Source organism: Actinomadura miaoliensis (genome assembly GCF_039536785.1).
Classification (GTDB): domain Bacteria; phylum Actinomycetota; class Actinomycetes; order Streptosporangiales; family Streptosporangiaceae; genus Spirillospora; species Spirillospora miaoliensis.
In genome coordinates, this window is sequence record NZ_BAAAZG010000037.1 from 16,418 (window position 1) to 33,958 (window position 17,541).

At 73.5% G+C, this 17,541-nt stretch carries 14 protein-coding genes, 1 tRNA gene and 1 riboswitch; of the genes, 6 read left to right on the forward strand and 9 right to left on the reverse strand.

The features are described from left to right. Positions 1–15 precede the first annotated feature (15 nt). The 3 genes from ABD811_RS24610 to ABD811_RS24620 all read right to left on the reverse strand — a co-directional run bounded on the left by ABD811_RS24610 (position 16) and on the right by ABD811_RS24620 (position 3,164). Positions 16–873 carry an ABC transporter permease gene (locus ABD811_RS24610; protein ID WP_344952170.1) on the reverse strand — a complete coding sequence of 286 codons (858 nt, stop codon included), beginning with the start codon at positions 871–873 and terminating at the stop codon, positions 16–18. Further along, complete coding sequence (locus ABD811_RS24615; RefSeq protein ID WP_344952173.1) at positions 870–1,856, reverse strand: ATP-binding cassette domain-containing protein; 987 nt, start codon at positions 1,854–1,856, stop codon at positions 870–872. The genes ABD811_RS24610 and ABD811_RS24615 overlap by 4 nt, the downstream gene beginning before the upstream one ends. A 114-nt stretch (positions 1,857–1,970) precedes the next feature. Then, positions 1,971–3,164, reverse strand: a complete 1,194-nt coding sequence (locus tag ABD811_RS24620) for an MFS transporter (protein ID WP_344952175.1) — start codon at positions 3,162–3,164, stop codon at positions 1,971–1,973. A 135-nt stretch (positions 3,165–3,299) separates the two neighbouring features. Between ABD811_RS24620 and ABD811_RS24625 the strand changes: the two genes are divergently transcribed. Continuing rightward, positions 3,300–3,740: a MarR family winged helix-turn-helix transcriptional regulator gene (locus ABD811_RS24625; RefSeq protein ID WP_344952178.1), complete on the forward strand. Its 441-nt coding sequence runs from the start codon at positions 3,300–3,302 to the stop codon at positions 3,738–3,740. Between the two features lie 40 nt (positions 3,741–3,780). Here ABD811_RS24625 and ABD811_RS24630 read toward each other — a convergent pair whose 3' ends face one another. The 5 genes from ABD811_RS24630 to ABD811_RS24650 form a co-directional block, all read right to left on the reverse strand. Continuing rightward, positions 3,781–5,349, reverse strand: coding sequence for an AMP-binding protein (locus ABD811_RS24630; protein ID WP_344952181.1), 1,569 nt, complete (start codon positions 5,347–5,349; stop codon positions 3,781–3,783). Positions 5,350–5,535: 186 nt separating this feature from the next. Continuing rightward, positions 5,536–6,219, reverse strand: coding sequence for a DUF1444 domain-containing protein (locus tag ABD811_RS24635; RefSeq protein WP_344952184.1), 684 nt, complete (start codon positions 6,217–6,219; stop codon positions 5,536–5,538). A gap of 184 nt (positions 6,220–6,403) precedes the next feature. After that, positions 6,404–7,906, reverse strand: coding sequence for a cobyric acid synthase (locus tag ABD811_RS24640; protein ID WP_344952187.1), 1,503 nt, complete (start codon positions 7,904–7,906; stop codon positions 6,404–6,406). After that, positions 7,906–8,877, reverse strand: coding sequence for a cobalamin biosynthesis protein (locus ABD811_RS24645; RefSeq protein ID WP_344952190.1), 972 nt, complete (start codon positions 8,875–8,877; stop codon positions 7,906–7,908). The genes ABD811_RS24640 and ABD811_RS24645 overlap by 1 nt, the downstream gene beginning before the upstream one ends. 23 nt (positions 8,878–8,900) lie before the next feature. Next, complete coding sequence (locus tag ABD811_RS24650) at positions 8,901–9,698, reverse strand: phosphotransferase (protein ID WP_344952192.1); 798 nt, start codon at positions 9,696–9,698, stop codon at positions 8,901–8,903. A 334-nt stretch (positions 9,699–10,032) separates the two neighbouring features. Between ABD811_RS24650 and ABD811_RS24655 the strand changes: the two genes are divergently transcribed. The 4 genes from ABD811_RS24655 to ABD811_RS24670 all read left to right on the forward strand — a co-directional run bounded on the left by ABD811_RS24655 (position 10,033) and on the right by ABD811_RS24670 (position 15,437). Next, positions 10,033–10,109 (forward strand) — tRNA-Arg (locus tag ABD811_RS24655). 44 nt (positions 10,110–10,153) lie between these two features. After that, entirely contained in the window at positions 10,154–10,417 is a 264-nt protein-coding gene (locus tag ABD811_RS24660) for a hypothetical protein (RefSeq protein ID WP_344952195.1), read from the forward strand. A gap of 263 nt (positions 10,418–10,680) precedes the next feature. Next, positions 10,681–11,811 (forward strand): FKBP-type peptidyl-prolyl cis-trans isomerase, encoded by a 1,131-nt coding sequence (locus ABD811_RS24665; protein WP_344952198.1) that lies wholly within the window; start codon positions 10,681–10,683, stop codon positions 11,809–11,811. Between the two features lie 269 nt (positions 11,812–12,080). Then, complete coding sequence (locus ABD811_RS24670) at positions 12,081–15,437, forward strand: transglycosylase domain-containing protein (RefSeq protein ID WP_344952201.1); 3,357 nt, start codon at positions 12,081–12,083, stop codon at positions 15,435–15,437. Positions 15,438–15,588: 151 nt separating this feature from the next. Here ABD811_RS24670 and ABD811_RS24675 read toward each other — a convergent pair whose 3' ends face one another. After that, positions 15,589–15,999: a hypothetical protein gene (locus ABD811_RS24675; RefSeq protein WP_344952204.1), complete on the reverse strand. Its 411-nt coding sequence runs from the start codon at positions 15,997–15,999 to the stop codon at positions 15,589–15,591. 20 nt (positions 16,000–16,019) lie between these two features. Beyond that, a riboswitch (SAM riboswitch) is annotated at positions 16,020–16,137 on the forward strand. A gap of 47 nt (positions 16,138–16,184) precedes the next feature. Here ABD811_RS24675 and ABD811_RS24680 point away from each other — a divergent pair. Next, complete coding sequence (locus ABD811_RS24680; RefSeq protein WP_344952206.1) at positions 16,185–17,522, forward strand: aminotransferase class V-fold PLP-dependent enzyme; 1,338 nt, start codon at positions 16,185–16,187, stop codon at positions 17,520–17,522. Positions 17,523–17,541 lie beyond the last annotated feature (19 nt).

The window sequence follows — 17,541 nt, forward strand, 5'->3', positions numbered from 1 at the left end:
CCGGCCGGGCCGCATTCACTTGCGGTTGTAGAGCCACATGGTGAGGGAGCCGAACACGACGATCAGCACGGCGCCCCAGGCGGTCACCCAGACGACCTCGCCGCCGTCCACCGACCCGGCCATGAATCCGCGCACCACGGCGACCAGGTGCGTGATGGGGTTGACGTCCACGAACACCTGCAGCCACCCGGGCATGGTCTCGGGCTTGACCAGGATGTTGCTGAGGAAGGTCAGCGGGAACAGCACGAGCATGCTGACGCCCATGACGGCCTTGTCGGTGCGCATCAGCAGGCCGACCATCGTCCACACCCAGGAGAAGGCGAACGAGAACGCCACCAGTGCGGCGACGCCCGCGACGACCCCGGCGGCGCCGCCGTCCGGGCGGAACCCCAGGATGAGCCCCAGCGCCAGGATGACGATGGACGCCATGGTGTAGCGGAACATGTCGCCGAGCAGGTAGCCGACCATCGGCGCGGGACGCCACATCGGGATGCTGCGGAACCGGTCGAACACGCCCTTGGCGATGTCGGTGTTGACCGACACGCCGGTGTACATGGTGGTCATCACCACGCTCATCACCATGATCCCCGGCAGCAGGAACTGCAGGTACTCCCGGGTCGACCCGGCCAGCGCCCCGCCGAACAGGTAGGTGAACATCAACGTCATCATGATCGGGAACGCGGTGACGTCGAACAGCTGCTCGGGCACGTGCTTGATCTTCAGCATGGCCCGCCAGCCGAACGTCAGCGAGGCCGACAGGGGGCCGGGGCGCGGCGGCCGCGCGCTCGGCGCCAGCACGGCGGCGATGAGTTCGGCCGAGGGGGCGTGGCCGCCCGCCGCCTCGCGGGTGGAGCTCTCGGTCGCGGTGGTCATGCCGCCTCCTGTCCGTCGTCGGCGGGGTGGCCGGTGAGGGTGAGGAACACCTCGTCCAGGCTGGGCTGGCCGAGGGAGAAGTCGTCGACGACGATCCCGGCGTCCGCCAGTTCGGCGAGCGCGCGGGAGGCCAGCCCGGCCGCGCCCAGGTCCGAGGACGCGCCGGTCAGCCGCGCGGTGAGCGCGACCGGCTCGGCGTCCGCGACGACCTCGGCGTCCAGGGCGCGGGCCAGCAGGTCGCGGGCCTGGTCGCGGCGCGCGGCGTCGCGCAGCCGCACGTGCACCGAGCCCGCGCCCACCGACGACTTCAGCTCGCCGGGGGTGCCCTCGGCGATGACGCGGCCGTGGTCGATGACCGCGATCCGGTCGGCGAGCCGGTCGGCCTCCTCCAGGTACTGGGTGGTGAGCAGCACCGTGGTGCCCTGCGCCACCACCAGCCGGACGATGTCCCACACGTGGCTGCGGCTGCGCGGGTCCAGGCCGGTGGTGGGCTCGTCGAGGAACAGCAGGTCGGGGGTGTTGAGGATGCTGGCGGCGATGTCGATGCGGCGGCGCATCCCGCCCGAGTAGTTCTTGACCTGCCGTCCGGCGGCCTCGCTCAGCCCGAACGCCTCCAGCAGCCGTGCGGCGCGTTCGCGGGCGGCGTGCCGGCCGTGGCCGAGCAGGCGGCCGAGCAGCACCAGGTTCTCGGTGCCGGTCAGGTCCTCGTCCAGCGAGGCGTACTGGCCGGTCAGGCTGACGCGGGTGCGCACCGTGTCGGGCTCGCGCCGCACGTCGTGGCCGAACACGCGGGCCTGGCCGCCGTCCGGGCGCAGCAGCGTGGACAGCACCCGCACGCAGGTGGTCTTGCCCGCCCCGTTGGGGCCGAGCACCCCGTAGACGGCGCCGCGCGGCACCGTGAGGTCGACGCCGTCCAGGGCGCGGACGTCACCGAACCGTTTGGTCAGTCCCGACGTCTCGATCGCCGGGTCGTCGTCGCTCATCAACGCGTCCTTTCGCATGAAGGTCTCACCTCTGGAGCGCCAGATGCCGTCCCGCGCTCGCCAGATCGAATCTGGCGGACGCGGGACGGCCGCGTTGACGAGGACGCGCCGGGTTCAGTGAACCTTGACGTGCGGACGCGGCGTCGCGGGGCCGGGGACGGGCGCGGCGGCGCGGCGGTCCAGGGCACCGGACAGCAGGGCGACCGCCAGGCCCGCGAGGCCGAGGAGGGCGGCGACCCACAGCGGCGAGGTGTAGCCGAACCCGGCGCTGATGGCCAGGCCCGCCAGGAACGGGCCGACGGCGTTGCCGAGGTTGAACGCGGCGACGTTGGCGGCCGAGGCCAGCGCCTGGGCGTCGACGGCCTTGTCGAGGATGCGGGTCTGGAACGCCGGGATGGTGGCCGAGGCGACGACGCCGAACACGGTGAACGCGATCACGGCGGCGACCTTGTGGTGCGCGGCGCCCAGCAGCACGGCCGACACCAGGATGAGCGCGGCGAGCATCGCGTAGACGCTGGGCATCAGGGCGCGGTCGGCGTAGCGGCCGCCGAGCGGGCCGCCGACGACCATGCCGAGGCCGAGCAGCACCATGACCATGGGGACGGCGCCCGCGGAGAACCCGGTGACGTCGGTCAGCAGGGGCGCGACGTAGGTGACGACGGCCAGCACCGGCGCCCAGCCCAGGGCGGTCATGACCAGCGCGAGCCACACCTGGCGGTCGCGGAAGACGGCCAGTTCCCGGCGCAGGCCGGTGTCGGGCCGCGTGCCGCGCGGGATGAGCGCCGCGATCCCGGCGAAGGCCACCACGCCGACCCCGGTGATGATCCAGAAGGTGGCGCGCCAGCCGAGCTGCTGCCCGACGAACGTGCCGAACGGCACGCCCAGCACGTTGGACAGGCTGAGTCCCATGAACATCATGGCGATGGCGCTGGCCCGCTTCTCGGGCCGGACGAGGTCGGCGGCGACGACCGAGCCGACGCCCATGTACGCGCCGTGCGCGAAGGACGCGACGATCCGTCCGGCCATCAGCGCGCCGTAGCCGGGCGCGAGGGCCGACAGCACGTGCGCGGCGACGAACAGTCCCATGAGGCCGAGCAGCATGCCCTTGCGGGGCAGCCGGGCGCCGAGGGCGGTGACCAGCGGGGCGCCGACCACGACGCCGAAGGCGTAGCCGGACACCAGCAGCCCGGCGGTGGGGATCGAGGTGCCGAAGTCGGCGGCCAGGTCGGGCAGCAGACCGGCGATGACGAACTCGGTGGTGCCGATGCCGAAGGCGCCGAGTGCCAGCGCCAGCAGGGCCAGGGGCATGGCCGTACCCTCCGGTAGGATCAGTGGCGTACGCGGGTAATTAGCACAAGCATTATTTGCATACGCCGGTTACTTGCAAACGCCTGCTATCTCACCACGCAAGTATCCCGGCCGCAATCGCGAGGAGGGTGAGCCGTGTCACGCCCCGACGACTCCCGAGCCCAGGGCTGGCGGACGCTCGCCGCGCTCAACGCCCGCATCGAGGACCGCATCGAGCGCGCGCTGCAGGACGCGCACGGGCTGAGCGTCAACGAGTTCTGCGCCCTGCACCACCTCGGCGAGAGCCAGGGCCGGCACGTGCGGATGCAGGAGCTGGCGGACAAGCTCGTCCTCAGCCAGAGCGCCACCACGCGCCTGGTGACCCGGCTGGAGAAGCGCGGCCTGATCACCCGCGTGCTGTCGGAGGAGGACCGGCGGGGCATCTGCGCCGAGGCCACCGACGCCGGGCGCGAACTGCACGACGAGGCGGTCCCCGTCCACAACAAGGCCCTGGACGAGGCGCTGCGCGAGGCCGCCGAGCTGCCCGAGCTGGCCCCGCTGGTGGACGCCCTGGAGACGCTGAACATCAAGGTGTAGGCGTCCGCGCCGGGCACCGCCGGCGGCGCGGGCCCGGCGCTCAGCCGCGCCGGGCGAGGGCGGCACGGCTGATCTTCCCCGCGGCGGTGCGCGGCAGTTCGGACATGAACGTCACCGAGCGCGGCACCTTGTGCGCGGGCAGGCGGCGCCTGGCCAGCGCCAGCAGCTCGTCGGCCAGGTCGTCCGGCGGCGCCGCGCCCTCGGCCGGGACGACGAACGCCTGCAACGCGCCCGTCCCGCCCGCCGCTCCGACGACGGCGACCTCGACGACCCCCGAGTGCTGCCCCAGCACCCGTTCGACCTCCAGCGGGGAGAACCGGTCGCCCGACACCGTCACCTGGTCCAGGACGCGCCCGTGGTGGTGCACGAAGCCGTCCGGGTCGACGTGCACCAGGTCGCCGGTGCGCAGCCAGCCGTCCCCGTCCAGCACCTCGGCCGTGCGTTCCGGCTTGCCGAGGTACCCGGCCATCACCGACGGGCCGCGCACGTACAGCGTCCCCGCCCCCACCGAAGGGATGCGGCGGCCCCGCCGGTTGCCCGCGCCGCCGACCGGCTCCCCCACGGATTCGATCCTGCCGACCGGGCCGCCCCGCCCCGTCCCGGGGCCGCCCACGGTGCGCTCCACGCGCACGTCGATCTCGTACGGGTCGAGCACGACGCCGAGGGAACCCCGGCGCCGTCGCGTGACGGTGTTGGAGACGAACGTGTGCCCGACCTCGGTGCTGCCGAGCCCGTCCAGCACCGGACACCCGAGGAAGTCCTCGATGCGGTCGGCCAGCGCCGGCAGCAGCGGCTCTCCCGCCGAGGCGGCGGCGCGCAGCGCGCGGAACGCCGCCCGCACCGGCTCGGGGTCGGAGGCGTTCACCAGCCGCGCGTACCACGTCGGCACGGTGAACAGCAGGGTCGGGCGGTGCAGCCGCGCCTGCTCGGCGGCGCCCTCCACGCTCGGCTGGTCGGGCCACAGCACCGACGAGGCGCCGCAGAACATGGGAAAGAAAACCGTGGCGCCCAGGCCGTACGGATAGCACGCCTTGGCCAGGGAGAAGATGACGTCGTCGGCGGTCACGCCCAGCGCACCGAGGCCCATCGCCCGGAAGTAGACCTCCGGATCGGCATGCCTGTGCACGGCGCCCTTGGGCGCGCCGGTGGTCCCGGAGGTGTACTGGACGTACGCGGCGGCGCCGGGCGCCACCGGCACGGGATCGGGCACGAAGGCGGGCTCGTCGGTCAGGTCCTCGGGGGTCAGGACGTGCACGGACGGGAAACGCGCGCCGAGGCCGGCCGCGCACACCACGGCGCTGGGCTCGGCGTCGGACACGACGTAGGCGTGCTGCCGCTCGCTCTGCTCGGGCCCGGCCAGCACGGCGACCGCGCCGAGCCGCAGGACGCCGAGCAGGGCCGCGACGTACCCGGGCGAGTCGGGAAGCGCGATGAGCACCCGGTGGCCGGGACGCACCCCGGCGGCGTGCAGGACGCCGGACGCGCGGGCGGCGGCGGCGTGCGCCTGGCCGTGGGTCACCGTGCCGTCGCCGGTACGGAACAGCGGACGGTCACACCAGCCGTAGGTCTCCGCCCGTAGGGCTAGCGCGGTGGCGACATTGCCATCCATAGCGGACCTCCGTAGTGCCTAGGGGTTGACACGCGGAGATTACGCCGGGTAGGCACACGGACACGCGCCGTTCGCCACTTTTCGGTCTGCCAAACAGCCCCGGATCAGGACATAACGCATACCGCCAGAGGCGACGGGAACGCCCGTTCGGGCGGCTTCAGGCGGCGTGAGGCCGATTCGGCCGCGTCAGGCGGGGAGGATCTCCCAGGCGTCGCCGCGCCGCACCAGCAGGTCGCGCGACAGCATCTGCCCGGGCGGGACGTCCCACGCCGGGTCGCCGTCGTCGCCGCGGCCCTCGGCCCACACCTGCCCGACGGCCCAGCGCAGCTTGTCGACGCCGTCGGGGTGGCCGGTGCCGGACGCGACGAACACGTCCCGCGCGGGCGTGGCGACGACCAGGTCGCCCTCCACGTCCTGCGCCAGCTTCTCCAGGAAGCCGTCGTCCAGCAGCAGTCCCGCCTCCAGCCCCCCGAACCGCGACGAGGCGTCACCCGCGCCCGGGACCGCGCCGAGGGTGACCGTGACGGCCCGCACGTCCGGATACCAGCTCAGCGCCAGGTCGGGGCGCCGGTTACGCAGGTTGACGACCGCGTGGCGGCGAAGATCCTCCGGCGCGACGCCCAGTTCCGCGCAGTGCCGCCGCGCGATGTGCTCGTACCGCGGGCCGCCCGCCCCCGCCGCGCCGCCGGGCAGGGCCGCGCCGCCCGCGGCCTCGCCGGTCAGCTCCAGCGCGTAGGTGACGTACAGGTCCCCCGCGAGCGGGTCGCGGATCGGCTCCTCCTCGACGGGCAGCGGGAACTCCAGCTGCACCTCGGCCGGCACCCGGGCCTTCATCAACGGGACGATGAGACTGGTCCGCGGCTCGGTCACGGGTCGTTCCTCCTTGGGCCTGCTCGGGCCTGGCGCGGGGGCGGCGCGGGTCCGCGCGGGGCCGCGGCGGCGGGCGCGCGCCCGCGCGCGTTCCGGAATGGATCACCATAGCGCCGCCCGGCGCCGCGGCCGAAACTCCTGACCGGCCGTGGAGGGTCCGTTGACCCCGCCGGGTGGCCGGCGGCTAGCCGCCCCCGGTCAGGCCGCCGCGCAGGACGGGCAGGCCGGGCGGGGCGCCGCCCTCGATGAGCCGCCACACCGCGTCGGTGTCGAGATGCTCCTCCACCAGGTCGCCCACCGCCTCGAACATGGCCTCGCGCTGCGCGGCGAACGACACGTCGGGCGCGGGGGTGAAGTCGCGGCCCGCGTGCCGGGCGACGTCGGCCAGGAACGCCCGCCGGAAACCGTCGTTCTCCATCGCGCCGTGCCAGGTCGTCCCCCACACCGCGCCCACGCGGCAGCCGTCCAGGAACGGTTCGCCGCCCTGCACCTCCACCTGCCCGTGGTGGATCTCGTAGGCGCGCACCGGATGCCCGTAGGCGGTGCCGGTGGGACGGGCGAGCGTCTTGGCGGGGGCGAACACCACGCGCGCCGGCAGCAGGCCGAGGCCGTCGACGCGTCCGGCGCCCGACTCTACCTCGTCGTGGATCTCGCGGGCGAGCATCTGGTGGCCGCCGCAGACGCCGAGCACCGGCCGTCCCTCCCGCGCCCGCCGGACGATCTCGTCCGCCATACCGCGCTCGCGCAGCCACGCCAGGTCCGAAACGGTCGCGCGGGACCCGGGCAGCACCACCAGGTCGGCGTCGGCCAGGTCGCCGGGGCTCGTCGCGTACCGCACCACCACGCCCGGTTCGCAGGCCAGCGCGTCCAGGTCGGTGAAGTTGGAGATGCGCGGGAAGCGCGCCACGGCCACGCGCAGCGTCTGCCGTCCGTACGGGCCGCGCGCGTCGGGACGGGGCGCGTCCAGCGCGAGACCGTCCTCGGGATCGATGTGCAGGCCCGGACGCCAGGGCAGCACGCCCAGCGTGGGCCGCCCGGTCAGCTCCGCCAGCCGCGCCAGCCCGGGCTCCAGCAGCTCGACCGCCCCGCGGAACTTGTTGACGACGAATCCGGCGATCAGCGCCTGGTCGGCGGGTTCCAGCAGCGCCACCGTCCCGTAGAGGGACGCGAACACCCCGCCCCGGTCGATGTCCCCCACGACGATCACCGGCATGCCGGCGGCCCTGGCCAGGCCCATGTTGACGATGTCCCCGGCGCGCAGGTTGATCTCCGCGGGGCTGCCCGCCCCCTCGCAGACCACCACGTCGTGCGCGGCGCGCAGCTCGGCCAGGCTGTCGAGCACCACCTCGCGCAGCCGCTCCTTGTGCGCCCGGTACTCCAGCGCGTCCACCTCCGCGACGGGACGGCCCAGCACCACCACCTGGCTGCGCCGGTCGCTGCCCGGCTTGAGCAGCACCGGGTTCATCACCGCCCGCGGTTCGACGCCCGCGGCCTGCGCCTGCGCGTACTGCGCCCGGCCGATCTCCGCGCCGTCCGCCGTCACCATCGAGTTCAGCGACATGTTCTGGGCCTTGAACGGCGCGACCTTCACCCCGCGCCGGGCCAGCCAGCGGCACAGCCCCGTGGTGACCAGGCTCTTGCCCGCGTCCGACGTCGTGCCCGCCACCAGCAGCGTCCCGCCGCCCATCAGCCTCTCCTCCCGCTCGCGGCCACAGCCGCCCCCAGCGCCGCCGCTCCCACGGCCGCCACAGCGGCAGCCGCCAGGGTGACGGCCGTCGAAAGGCGCACGGCCCGGCGGATGTCGCCCGTCTCGGGGACGCGCCCGTCGCCCAGTTCGGGACGCTCCTCGACCCGTCCCCCGTACACGTTGACACCGCCGAGCCGCACGCCCAACGCCCCGGCGAACGCCGCCTCGCACCGTCCCGCGTTGGGGCTCGGATGCGCCGCCCCGTCACGGCGCAGCGCCCGCCACGCCCGTCCCGCCCGGCCGCCCGGCGCGGCGCACGCGACGGCGAGCAGGCCGGTGAGCCGCGCGGGCGCCCAGTTGGCCGCGTCGTCCAGCCGCGCCGACGCCCACCCGAAGCGCAGGTAGCGCGGGTCGCGGTAGCCGACCATCGCGTCCAGCGTGTTGATCGCACGGTAGGCCAGCAGACCGGGCACGCCCGCGACGGCGCCCCACAGCAGCGGCGCGACGGCCGCGTCCGAGGTGTTCTCCGCCACCGACTCGACCGTGGCGCGCGCCAGCGCCTTCTCGTCCATCCCGTCGGGGTCGCGCGCACACAGGTGCGGCAGCCGCCGCCGTGCCGCGTCCAGGTCGCCGTTCTCCAGGAGGTGCGCCATCCGGCGGCCCTCCCGTCCCAGCGACGTGCCGCCCAGCACCGCCCACGTCGCCACCGCCGTCACCGCGGCGCGGGCCGCACGGCCCCGCGCCGCCTTCTCGGCCACGACGCCGAGCCCCGCCGCGCCGCACACCAGAACCGCGCTGAACACGACGCCACGCGCACGCGAATCGGCGTAGACGCGCCGCTCCAACGCCGACGCCGCACGGCCGAACGCCGCCACCGGATGCCCCCGCCGCGGATCGCCCAGCAGCGCGTCGAGCGCGACGCCCAGCAGCAGTCCCTCAGGCGAACCCCGGCCCACCCACTTCGATGTCATGGAGACATCTCTACGGCATGCCCCTAGCAGAGGTGCGCGTCGAGGTCGTCCCAGTTGCGTTCCAGCCAGTCCTGCGCGCGGCGGATGCGCGGCCCGGCGCCGCCCCGCCACATGCGAGCCCAGCCGCCGCCCAGGTGCTCGGCCCGGAAGCGCATCGCCTCGTACGAGCGTTCGAACCGCAGCCGCGCGGCGGGCAGCAGCCGCCGCCTGCTGTCACGGTCCAAGCCGTAGGCGTCGCAGAACAGCCGCAGCCGGGCGCCCACGTCCGCGCCGTACAGCCGCGCGTCCCGGTCGGCGGGATCGGCGATCGGCGCCCAGTGCCGCAGCGCGGTCACCACGTCGTACAGCCGGCTCGTCGGACGCGCCAGGTCGAAGTCGATGAGCGCGACGGGCTCGCCCGCGCGGAACACCACGTTCTCCGGCGTCACGTCGCAGTGCCCGATGATCTCGGGTTCGTCGTCCAGGCCGGAGACGGCCCGGTCGTCCCAGGGCGCCCCGGGCGGCGGCTCGTAGGAGGCGACGGCGTCGTGGTAGCGCCGCAGCAGCCGCGCGACCCCCGCCAGCGCCTCCCGGGTGGCCGCGTACCGGGGCAGCGGACGGCGCGGCGTCTCACCCCGCATCCACGTCAGGATCTCCCGGCCCCGGTCGTCGACGCCCAGCACGCGCGGCGCCCCGTCGAATCCCACGCTCTCCAGATGCCGCAGCAGCCCGTGCACCGCCGGGGTGTGCGGGCCCATGGGCCGGCGCACCGTGTCCCCCACCCGGACGACGCCCTCCGTGACGTCCCCGCCGGAGAGCGGCATCTCCACGTTCACAGCCACGGAGCAAGACCTTAGGCGCTCCGCCGGTTCGGATCAGCCGATCAACGAATCGTCCAACCGATCAGTCCCGCGCCGCCGCCATGATCACCGCGACGCCGCGTCCCCTCGCCGAATCGGCTCCGCCGGCCGGGAAACGACGCCGGGGGCGGTCCGGAGCGCCGGCCCCGTGGCCCATTCCGGCCGCGCGGGAAGGCGGTCCGCTCGCCGAGGGCCGCGGCGGCCGTGGAAAACGGCGGTCCGGGCGGCCCGGCACCGCCCGGACCTTGCCCGATGCGGGGAAATGCCTGTCGCACGCAGGTCAGGCTCAGTAGTACCCTCACCTCCGTAGCAGCAGGCCCCGGTAGCTCAGTTGGACAGAGCGGCTGCCTTCTAAGCAGTTGGTCGCGGGTTCGAATCCTGCCCGGGGCGCCAGAACGGCCGGGGGGCGCCCATGGCGTTCCCTACACTCCGGGGGCATGGAGCTCACCGACGCCGTCCGCATGATCATGAGCGAGTCCGCCCCGCATCCCGAGCTGCTGCGGGTCGCGCGGACCTCCTACGACGACCTGTCGTCCGGACGCCCCGTCCACCACACCGCCCTCAGCGACCTGCTGCGCCAGGCCGCGCGCAAGAACGTGTACCCCGCGCTGCGCGCCCGGTACGGCGTCGAGGCGTTCGACGACATGGTCCTCGCGCTGGGATGGGAGATCGACCGGCAGGCCCCGGTCGTCCGCCGCTGAACGCCTTCCGATGAAAAGGAGGCGGCCCGGCCGAACGTCGGCCGGTCCCGAGACGGCGCGGCACTAGGATGCCTGGCGTACCGAGACGAAGGGCCACCCAGGCGGCAGGTGCGCAGGATCCCGCACGTGACCGGCCCGGCATCACGAAGCGGCCGGTAGATTGCGACCCGGCCTCCTTTCCCGGCTTTTCACGCCGCCCTTAGGCCGGAGCTGGAAAGGTGGTCGACTCGTGGTGTCGTCGAGCCCGGAGCGAGTGAGGAAACATGTCTGAGGATGACAAGCCCCGGGGGGAACCGGCGGTCAAGGCCAAGCTGCCGAACGCCAAGAACATCCGCAGCCCGGAGTTCACCCCGCACGGCATCAGCAGCGGGCGTGGCCGGGGCCCGCGTCCGTCCGCGCTGACCGCCGCGCAGGCCCGCAAGCGCCGCCGCCTGGGCATCGCGGGAACGCTGGTGGCGGTGCTGGCCATCGCGGGCGCCACGACGTGGTACGTCACCCGCCCCGGTCCGCAGATCGAGGTCACCGGCGCGTTCGGGCAGTCGCCCAAGGTCACCATCCCCAAGAAGCTCGTCCCCGAGAACGAGCTGAAGGTGAGCCAGAAGATCAAGGGCACCGGCACCAAGATCGCCAACGGCGACACCGCGCTGGTCAAGTTCGTCTTCTACCAGTGGGCCAAGGGCACCGGCGACAAGGCCGACGAGAGCACCAGCAAGGAGCTGCAGTCGTCCTACAAGCTGCCCGCCGGCCAGCAGGTCGTGCCGATGCCGATCGGCAAGACCGAGGTCAAGGGCCTGGACAAGGGCCTGGTCGGGCAGACCGCGGGCAGCCGCGTGGTGCTGCAGGTCCCGCCGAAGGAGGGCTTCGGCCAGGCCGGCCCGCAGATGGGGCTCGGCGAGAACGACGCGGTGGTCTTCGTGGTGGACGTCCTCGCCGTCTACCCGAAGAACGCCGAGGCCAAGGGCACCGCGAAGCCGCTGGACGACAAGGACCTGCCGTCCGTCGGCGCCATGGAGGCGGGCAAGGGACCCAAGCTCACCGTGCCCAAGGCCGACCCGCCCAAGGACATGCAGGTCAAGACCCTCATCGAGGGGACCGGCCCGAAGACCACCAAGGACGACACCGCGTTCGTCAACTACAAGGGCGTGATCTGGCGGGACGGCAAGGAGTTCGACAACAGCTGGAGCAAGGGCTCGCCCGCCATGTTCCCGCTCAACACCACCGAGGGCATGAAGGGCTTCTTCAAGGGGCTGCAGGGCCAGAAGGTCGGCAGCCGCGTCATGCTGATCCTTCCGCCGGACCAGGGGTACGGCAAGGAGGGCAACCCGCAGGCCGGGATCAAGGGCGACGACACCACGGTGTTCGTCGTCGACATCCTCGGCACGGTCCCCAAGTGACCCTCTGGTGAAACGGCGCGCGACGGCATAGCGCGGCAAGCCGCACGACGCGGAAACGCGCGAACGGCGGGGCACCCTGGAGGGCGCCCCGCCGTTGCTTTGTCGTCGCCGGTGAAATGTGTCAAGAACCACGTCAGGCGGCACCGGACAACCCTCCGCGCCGCTTGATCGTCCCTGTAGTGAGAAAGCCAACGGGAGTGCACAGTGACCGGCCGTAATCCATCACTCCCCTCCGGTATCGTCTGTAACGAAATCATCACGGGGGGCTTGTGAGCGACACCGACAGGAGCCCTGGGGGCACCGAGCCCGCCGGGCCGAGCGAGGGCGACCTCGACGACGACCTCACGGCCGACAAGGCCGTTCCCGCGGACGGCGAAACGCCCCAGGCCGCGGCCGAGCGGGACACACGCGACGAAGGCAAGGCGCCGGCCGACGACGCGCCGGCCGCCGACACCGCCGACACCGCCGACATCGCCGAGGCCGGGGACCCGGCCGCCACGCAGACGCTGTCTCTCGCCGACGACGAGGACGCGCGCGACGGCACCTCCCCCGCCGACCCGGCCGACCCGGCCGAGCCGTCCACGGACACCGCTCCCGTCGAGCCCCCTGCCGTGTCGGAGGACGCCTCACCCGACGCGCAGGCCGACGGCACGACGGACACGGCCACGCCCCAACCCGTCCCCGCCACCGATGACGCAGGCGACCCCGCGTCCACCCCCGGCGCCCCGACGGACGAAGACGACACCGTGTCCGAGCTCGACGCCGCCGACGCGGGCACCACCGTGGACCTGAGCGATGACGCGGACACCGGCACCGCCAAGGACACCAGCGGCGCCGCGGACGCGAGCACCGACATGGCCGCGGGCACCACGGCGGACGCGGGCGACGGCTCGGACGCCGGCGACGCGAGCAACACCGAGCAGAGCGCGGGTGCGGCCGCGACGACACCCGACCTCACGGTCATCGACCCGCCCGCGCCCGCGGCTCCGTCCACCGTCACGGACACCAGCGCCGGTACGGACGCGGACACCGCCGCCGACGCGGGCAACGACGCGGACGCGGGCAACGACGCGGACGCGGGCGCCACCGCGAACGCCGACGAACGCGTGGCCGGGAAGAGCGGTGCGGGCGCGGAGACAGCAGCGGACACCGCAGCGGCCTCCGCAGCGGACGCGAGCGACGCCGGGAACGCGAAGCAGAGCGCGGGAGCCGCCGCGACGACACCCGACCTCACCGTCATCGACCCGCCCGAGCCCGCGGCACCGTCCACCGCGACGGGCGCGGACGGCGAAGCCGGGGCGTCCGCTCACACCAACGCCACGTCTGGTTCCGGCGACGCTAAGGACAAGAACGAGACCGCGTCCGAGGACGTCGGGGATGCTGGGGCGGACAAGACGGCCGCCGCGCAGCAGGAGGTCGCGGCGGCGAAGCCTCCGGCGGACACGACGAAGAAGGCGCGGAAGGGGGGTATGGACGCGAAGAAGAAGCACAAGAAGCAGCGCGGCAAGGCGGCGCGCATCGGGCGGCGGGTGCTCTTCGTGGTGCTGGGCCTCGTCGGGCTGGCCGTGGCCGCGTTCGGTGTGGCGTACCTGCTGACGCCGGTGCCGTCCCCTCAGGAGGAGGCGGTCGCGCAGGGGCCGACGTTCCTGTATTCCGACGGCAAGACCCAGATCGCCAAGACCGGCGTGAACCGGGACGCGGTCCGGCTCGACACCATCCCGCGGGGCGTGCGCGACGCGGTGATCGCCGCCGAGAACCGCAGCTTCTACGACGACCCCGGGGTGTCGGTGCCGGGTACGCTGCGCGCCTTCTGGTCCACGGTCTCCGGCGAGCAGCTGCAGGGCGGGTCCACCATCACCCAGCAGATGGTCCGCAACTACTACGGCGGCATCGGCAAGGAACGCTCGATCACCCGCAAGCTCAAAGAGATCATGGTCTCGTTGAAGGTGGGCCGGGAGAAGTCCAAGGACTGGATCCTGGAGCAGTACCTCAACACCATCTACTTCGGCCGCGACGCCTACGGCGTGCAGGCCGCGGCGCGGGCGTACTACGGCAAGGACGTGGGGCAGCTCACCCCGGCCGAGGGCGCCTACCTGGCGGCGGCGATCCAGCAGCCCAGCAACTTCGCCGACCCGTCGGGCTCCACGCGCGCCTACGCCGAGAGCCGCTGGCGCGCCGTGGTGAACAACATGGTCCGCGACGGCGCCGTGACCTCGGCGGACGCGGCGCGCATGACGTTCCCGCAGCCGGTCAAGCAGAAGGTCACCAACATCCTCGGCGGCCAGAAGGGCTACATGGTCAACATCGCCAAGCGCGAGCTGACCGAGCGGCGCGGCTACACCGAGGACGAGATCAACCGCAGCGGCCTGAAGATCACCACGACGTTCGACAAGGAGCTGATGGACGCCGCGCAGCAGGCGGTGCGCGGCAACCTCCCGAAGCGGATGAGCACGCAGATCCGCACCGGGCTGGTCTCGGTCGACCCCGAGACCGGGCAGGTGCTGGCGTTCTACGGCGGACGCGGCTACCTGGAGGAGGCCCTCAGCAGCGCGTTCAGCGACTGGGCGCAGGCCGGGTCCGGGTTCAAGCCGATCGTGCTGGCCGCCGCGCTCGACAGCGGCATGAGCCTGAACACCTACGTGGACGGCAGCTCGCCGCAGTACTACAACGGCTCGCCGATCCACAACGACGGCAACCGCAGCTACGGCACGATCAACCTGGTCACGTCCACGCAGAACTCGGTCAACACCGCCTACGTCAACCTGGGGCAGAAGGTCGGCCTGGACAAGGTCACCAAGATGGCCGAGAAGATGGGCATCCCCAAGTCGCAGCTGACGGCCAACGGCGCCAACAAGTACCCGACGTTCCCGCTGGGCACGATCTCCGTGCATCCGGTGCAGCAGGCGGGGGTGTACGCGACGTTCGCCTCCGAGGGCGTGCACCACACCCCGTACGTGGTGAAGTCGGTCACCGACAACACCGGAAAGACCACCCGCTTCTCCGAGAAGGGCAAGCGGGTGTTCGACGAGCAGGTCGCGCGGGACGCCACGTACGCGATGCGGCGCGTGGTCGAGGCGGGCACCGGCCGCAACGCCCAGCTGCCCGACGGCCGTGACGTGGCGGGCAAGACCGGCACCACCGACGCGGGCCGGGCGATCTGGTTCAACGGGTTCATCCCGCAGCTGGCGACGTCGGTGGCGATGTTCCGCAGCGACGGCAAGCCGCTGGTCATCCCCGGGTACGGCGTGTACGGCGGCCAGTTGCCCGCGCAGATCTGGCACTCCTATGTCAGCCGCGCGGTGAACGCCAAGGGCTACACGCCCAAGGAGTTCGGATCACCGTCGGTCTCCCCCGGCTCCTACGTGGGCGAGCCGGACGGGCGGCAGAACGACGTTCCGACGACGCGTGGGCCGGGGCTGCGGCCGTCCGTGCCGGAACGTCCGGGCCGGCCGTCCAGCAGGCCGCCGTCGGACATTCCGAGGGACCCGGTGCCGCCGCCCGGCGGCGGTACCGGCGACGGAGGCGACGGCGGAGGCGACGGCGGCACCGGTGGCGGTGACGGCGGAGGCGACGGCGGCGGGGGCGACGGCGGAGGCGGCGATATCCCGCCCCGCCCGGAGGGTTAGCACCCGGCCGGCACGCCCCCGGCACGCGGCCGCTGCCACAGCCGACGTCCACCCGGCGCGGCGCGGCGCGGCCGACACCGGCGAGACGTGAACACGAGAGGGGCCCGGCGAGCATCTCGCCGGGCCCCTCCGCCGTTCTCGAGCCCCGTGTTCAGTCGCAGGCTGCCCCGATGCGGTCGGGGGCGTCGGTCATCACGGCGTTGAGCTGTGCCGCGTCACCGGTGCCCACGCCCGCGGCGGCGCCGCGCAGGCGGGTCGCCTCCGTCCTGAGCGCGTTCTTCAGCTTCTCGTCCTCGGCCTGGCGGGCCAGGACGTCGACGCGTCCGGCGAACCGGTCGGTGGCCTGCTTCCACTGCGCCGGGTCGTTCGCCGACACGGTTCGCACCTGGGAGACGTACTGCTGGAACGCCTTCTTGGTGTCGGCGCAGACCTGGCCGGTATTGCCGCCGGACAGCCCGCAGCCCGTCAGCGTCCCGGCCGCACCGAGCAGCGCCAGCGCCTGGGCCAGCCTCCCGGCCGTCCCGTACCGCATCGCACCCTCCCCTTCGATCACCGTCGACATCCGCCTATACTTCCGCACAAGGTCATGAGCGCCAGCGCCAAGCCCCGGCTTGCTGGCCGGCAACCCTTCGTCCGCGATGGGGTGCCCCGGGTGAGGACCCGGCCGGACGTCGCACACCGCGTCCGGCAAGCGCGGATCCCGCGGACGCCTCCCGGGATCCCTGGATCCCGCAGGAGGTCACGCGTATGTCCGCTGTCACGACGTTCACCCGCCCCTTCCCTCTCTCCTCTTGGACGCAGCAAACCGCGTCTACGCCGACTCGACTTCCGCGGATCGTCGGTGCGGACGCGCCGGTGCCGCTGGAGGACGGGCGCCACGTCCCGTACGCCAACTTCGACTACGCCGCCAGCGCGCCGTGTCTTGAGGCGGTGCACGACGCCGTCACACGGGCGCTGCCGTACTACAGCAGCGTGCATCGCGGCGCCGGGTACGCCTCCCAGGTCACCACGGACGCCTACGAGCGCGCGCGGGAGACCGTGCGGTCCTTCATCGGCGCCTGGGACCGGGCGTCGGTCGTGTTCACCCGCAACACCACCGACGCGATGAACCTGCTGGCGCACGCGCTGCCGCCCCGCACCACCGTCGTGGTGTTCGAGACCGAGCACCACGCCACGCTGCTGCCGTGGCGGCGGGCGGTGCGGCTGCCCGCGCCCGCGACCCCGGCCGAGGCGATCGCCGCGGCCGACCGGGCGCTGGCCGCCGCGCCGCAGGGCCCGCGGCTGCTGGTCGTCACGGCGGCGTCCAACGTCACCGGCGAGCTGTGGCCGGTCGCCGAGCTGGCGGAGGTGGCGCGGCGGCGCGGCGCCCGCATCGCCGTGGACGCCGCCCAGCTCGTCCCGCACCGGCCGCTGGACATGTCCGCGCTCGGCCTGGACTACGTCGCGTTCTCCGGGCACAAGCTGTACGCGCCGTTCGGGGCGGGCGTGCTGGCGGGACGGTCCGACTGGCTGCGCGCCGCCGAGCCGTACCTCAAGGGCGGGGGCGCCACCGCGTCCGTGGGCGAGCGCACCCGTTGGGCCGCCGACCCGCAGCAGCGTCACGAGGCGGGCACCCCGAACGTGCTGGGCGTGGTCGCGCTGGCCGCCGCGTGCGAGACGCTGGCCGCCGCCGGGTGGGACGCGCTCGTCGCCGAGGAGGAGCGGCTGCTGGCCCGGCTGCGCCGGGGGCTCGCCCGCGTTCCCGCGGTGCGGGAGCTGAACCTGTGGGGGGAGCGTCACCCGAGGGTGGGAATCGTGTCCTTCACCGTCGACGGCTGGAACGCGCGCGACGTGGCGCTTAGGCTGTCCGGTGAGTACGGCATCGGCGTCCGGGACGGGAAGTTCTGCGCTCATCCATTCGTACGGCACCTGCTGGCCGACCGGCCGGACGACCGGCCCGACACCCCGCGCGCGGCCGGCGACGGCGGCTGCGCGGACGCCTCCGCCCCGGCCTCGGCGGTGCGCGCCAGCCTGGGCCTCGGGACGACCGACGAACACGTCGACCGTCTGGTGAAGGCGCTGAGCGTCATCGGTGCCGTGTCCTGAACCGCGGACGATGATGCGC

Coding starts and splice junctions, on each gene's coding strand:
- ABD811_RS24610 (WP_344952170.1), bottom strand. CDS start 873: ATGACCACCGCGACCGAGAGCTCCACCCGCGAGGCGGCGGGCGGCCAC.
- ABD811_RS24615 (WP_344952173.1), bottom strand. CDS start 1,856: ATGAGCGACGACGACCCGGCGATCGAGACGTCGGGACTGACCAAACGG.
- ABD811_RS24620 (WP_344952175.1), bottom strand. CDS start 3,164: ATGCCCCTGGCCCTGCTGGCGCTGGCACTCGGCGCCTTCGGCATCGGC.
- ABD811_RS24630 (WP_344952181.1), bottom strand. CDS start 5,349: ATGGATGGCAATGTCGCCACCGCGCTAGCCCTACGGGCGGAGACCTAC.
- ABD811_RS24640 (WP_344952187.1), bottom strand. CDS start 7,906: ATGGGCGGCGGGACGCTGCTGGTGGCGGGCACGACGTCGGACGCGGGC.
- ABD811_RS24645 (WP_344952190.1), bottom strand. CDS start 8,877: ATGACATCGAAGTGGGTGGGCCGGGGTTCGCCTGAGGGACTGCTGCTG.
- ABD811_RS24660 (WP_344952195.1), top strand. CDS start 10,154: ATGGAGCTCACCGACGCCGTCCGCATGATCATGAGCGAGTCCGCCCCG.
- ABD811_RS24665 (WP_344952198.1), top strand. CDS start 10,681: ATGTCTGAGGATGACAAGCCCCGGGGGGAACCGGCGGTCAAGGCCAAG.
- ABD811_RS24675 (WP_344952204.1), bottom strand. CDS start 15,999: ATGTCGACGGTGATCGAAGGGGAGGGTGCGATGCGGTACGGGACGGCC.
- ABD811_RS24680 (WP_344952206.1), top strand. CDS start 16,185: ATGTCCGCTGTCACGACGTTCACCCGCCCCTTCCCTCTCTCCTCTTGG.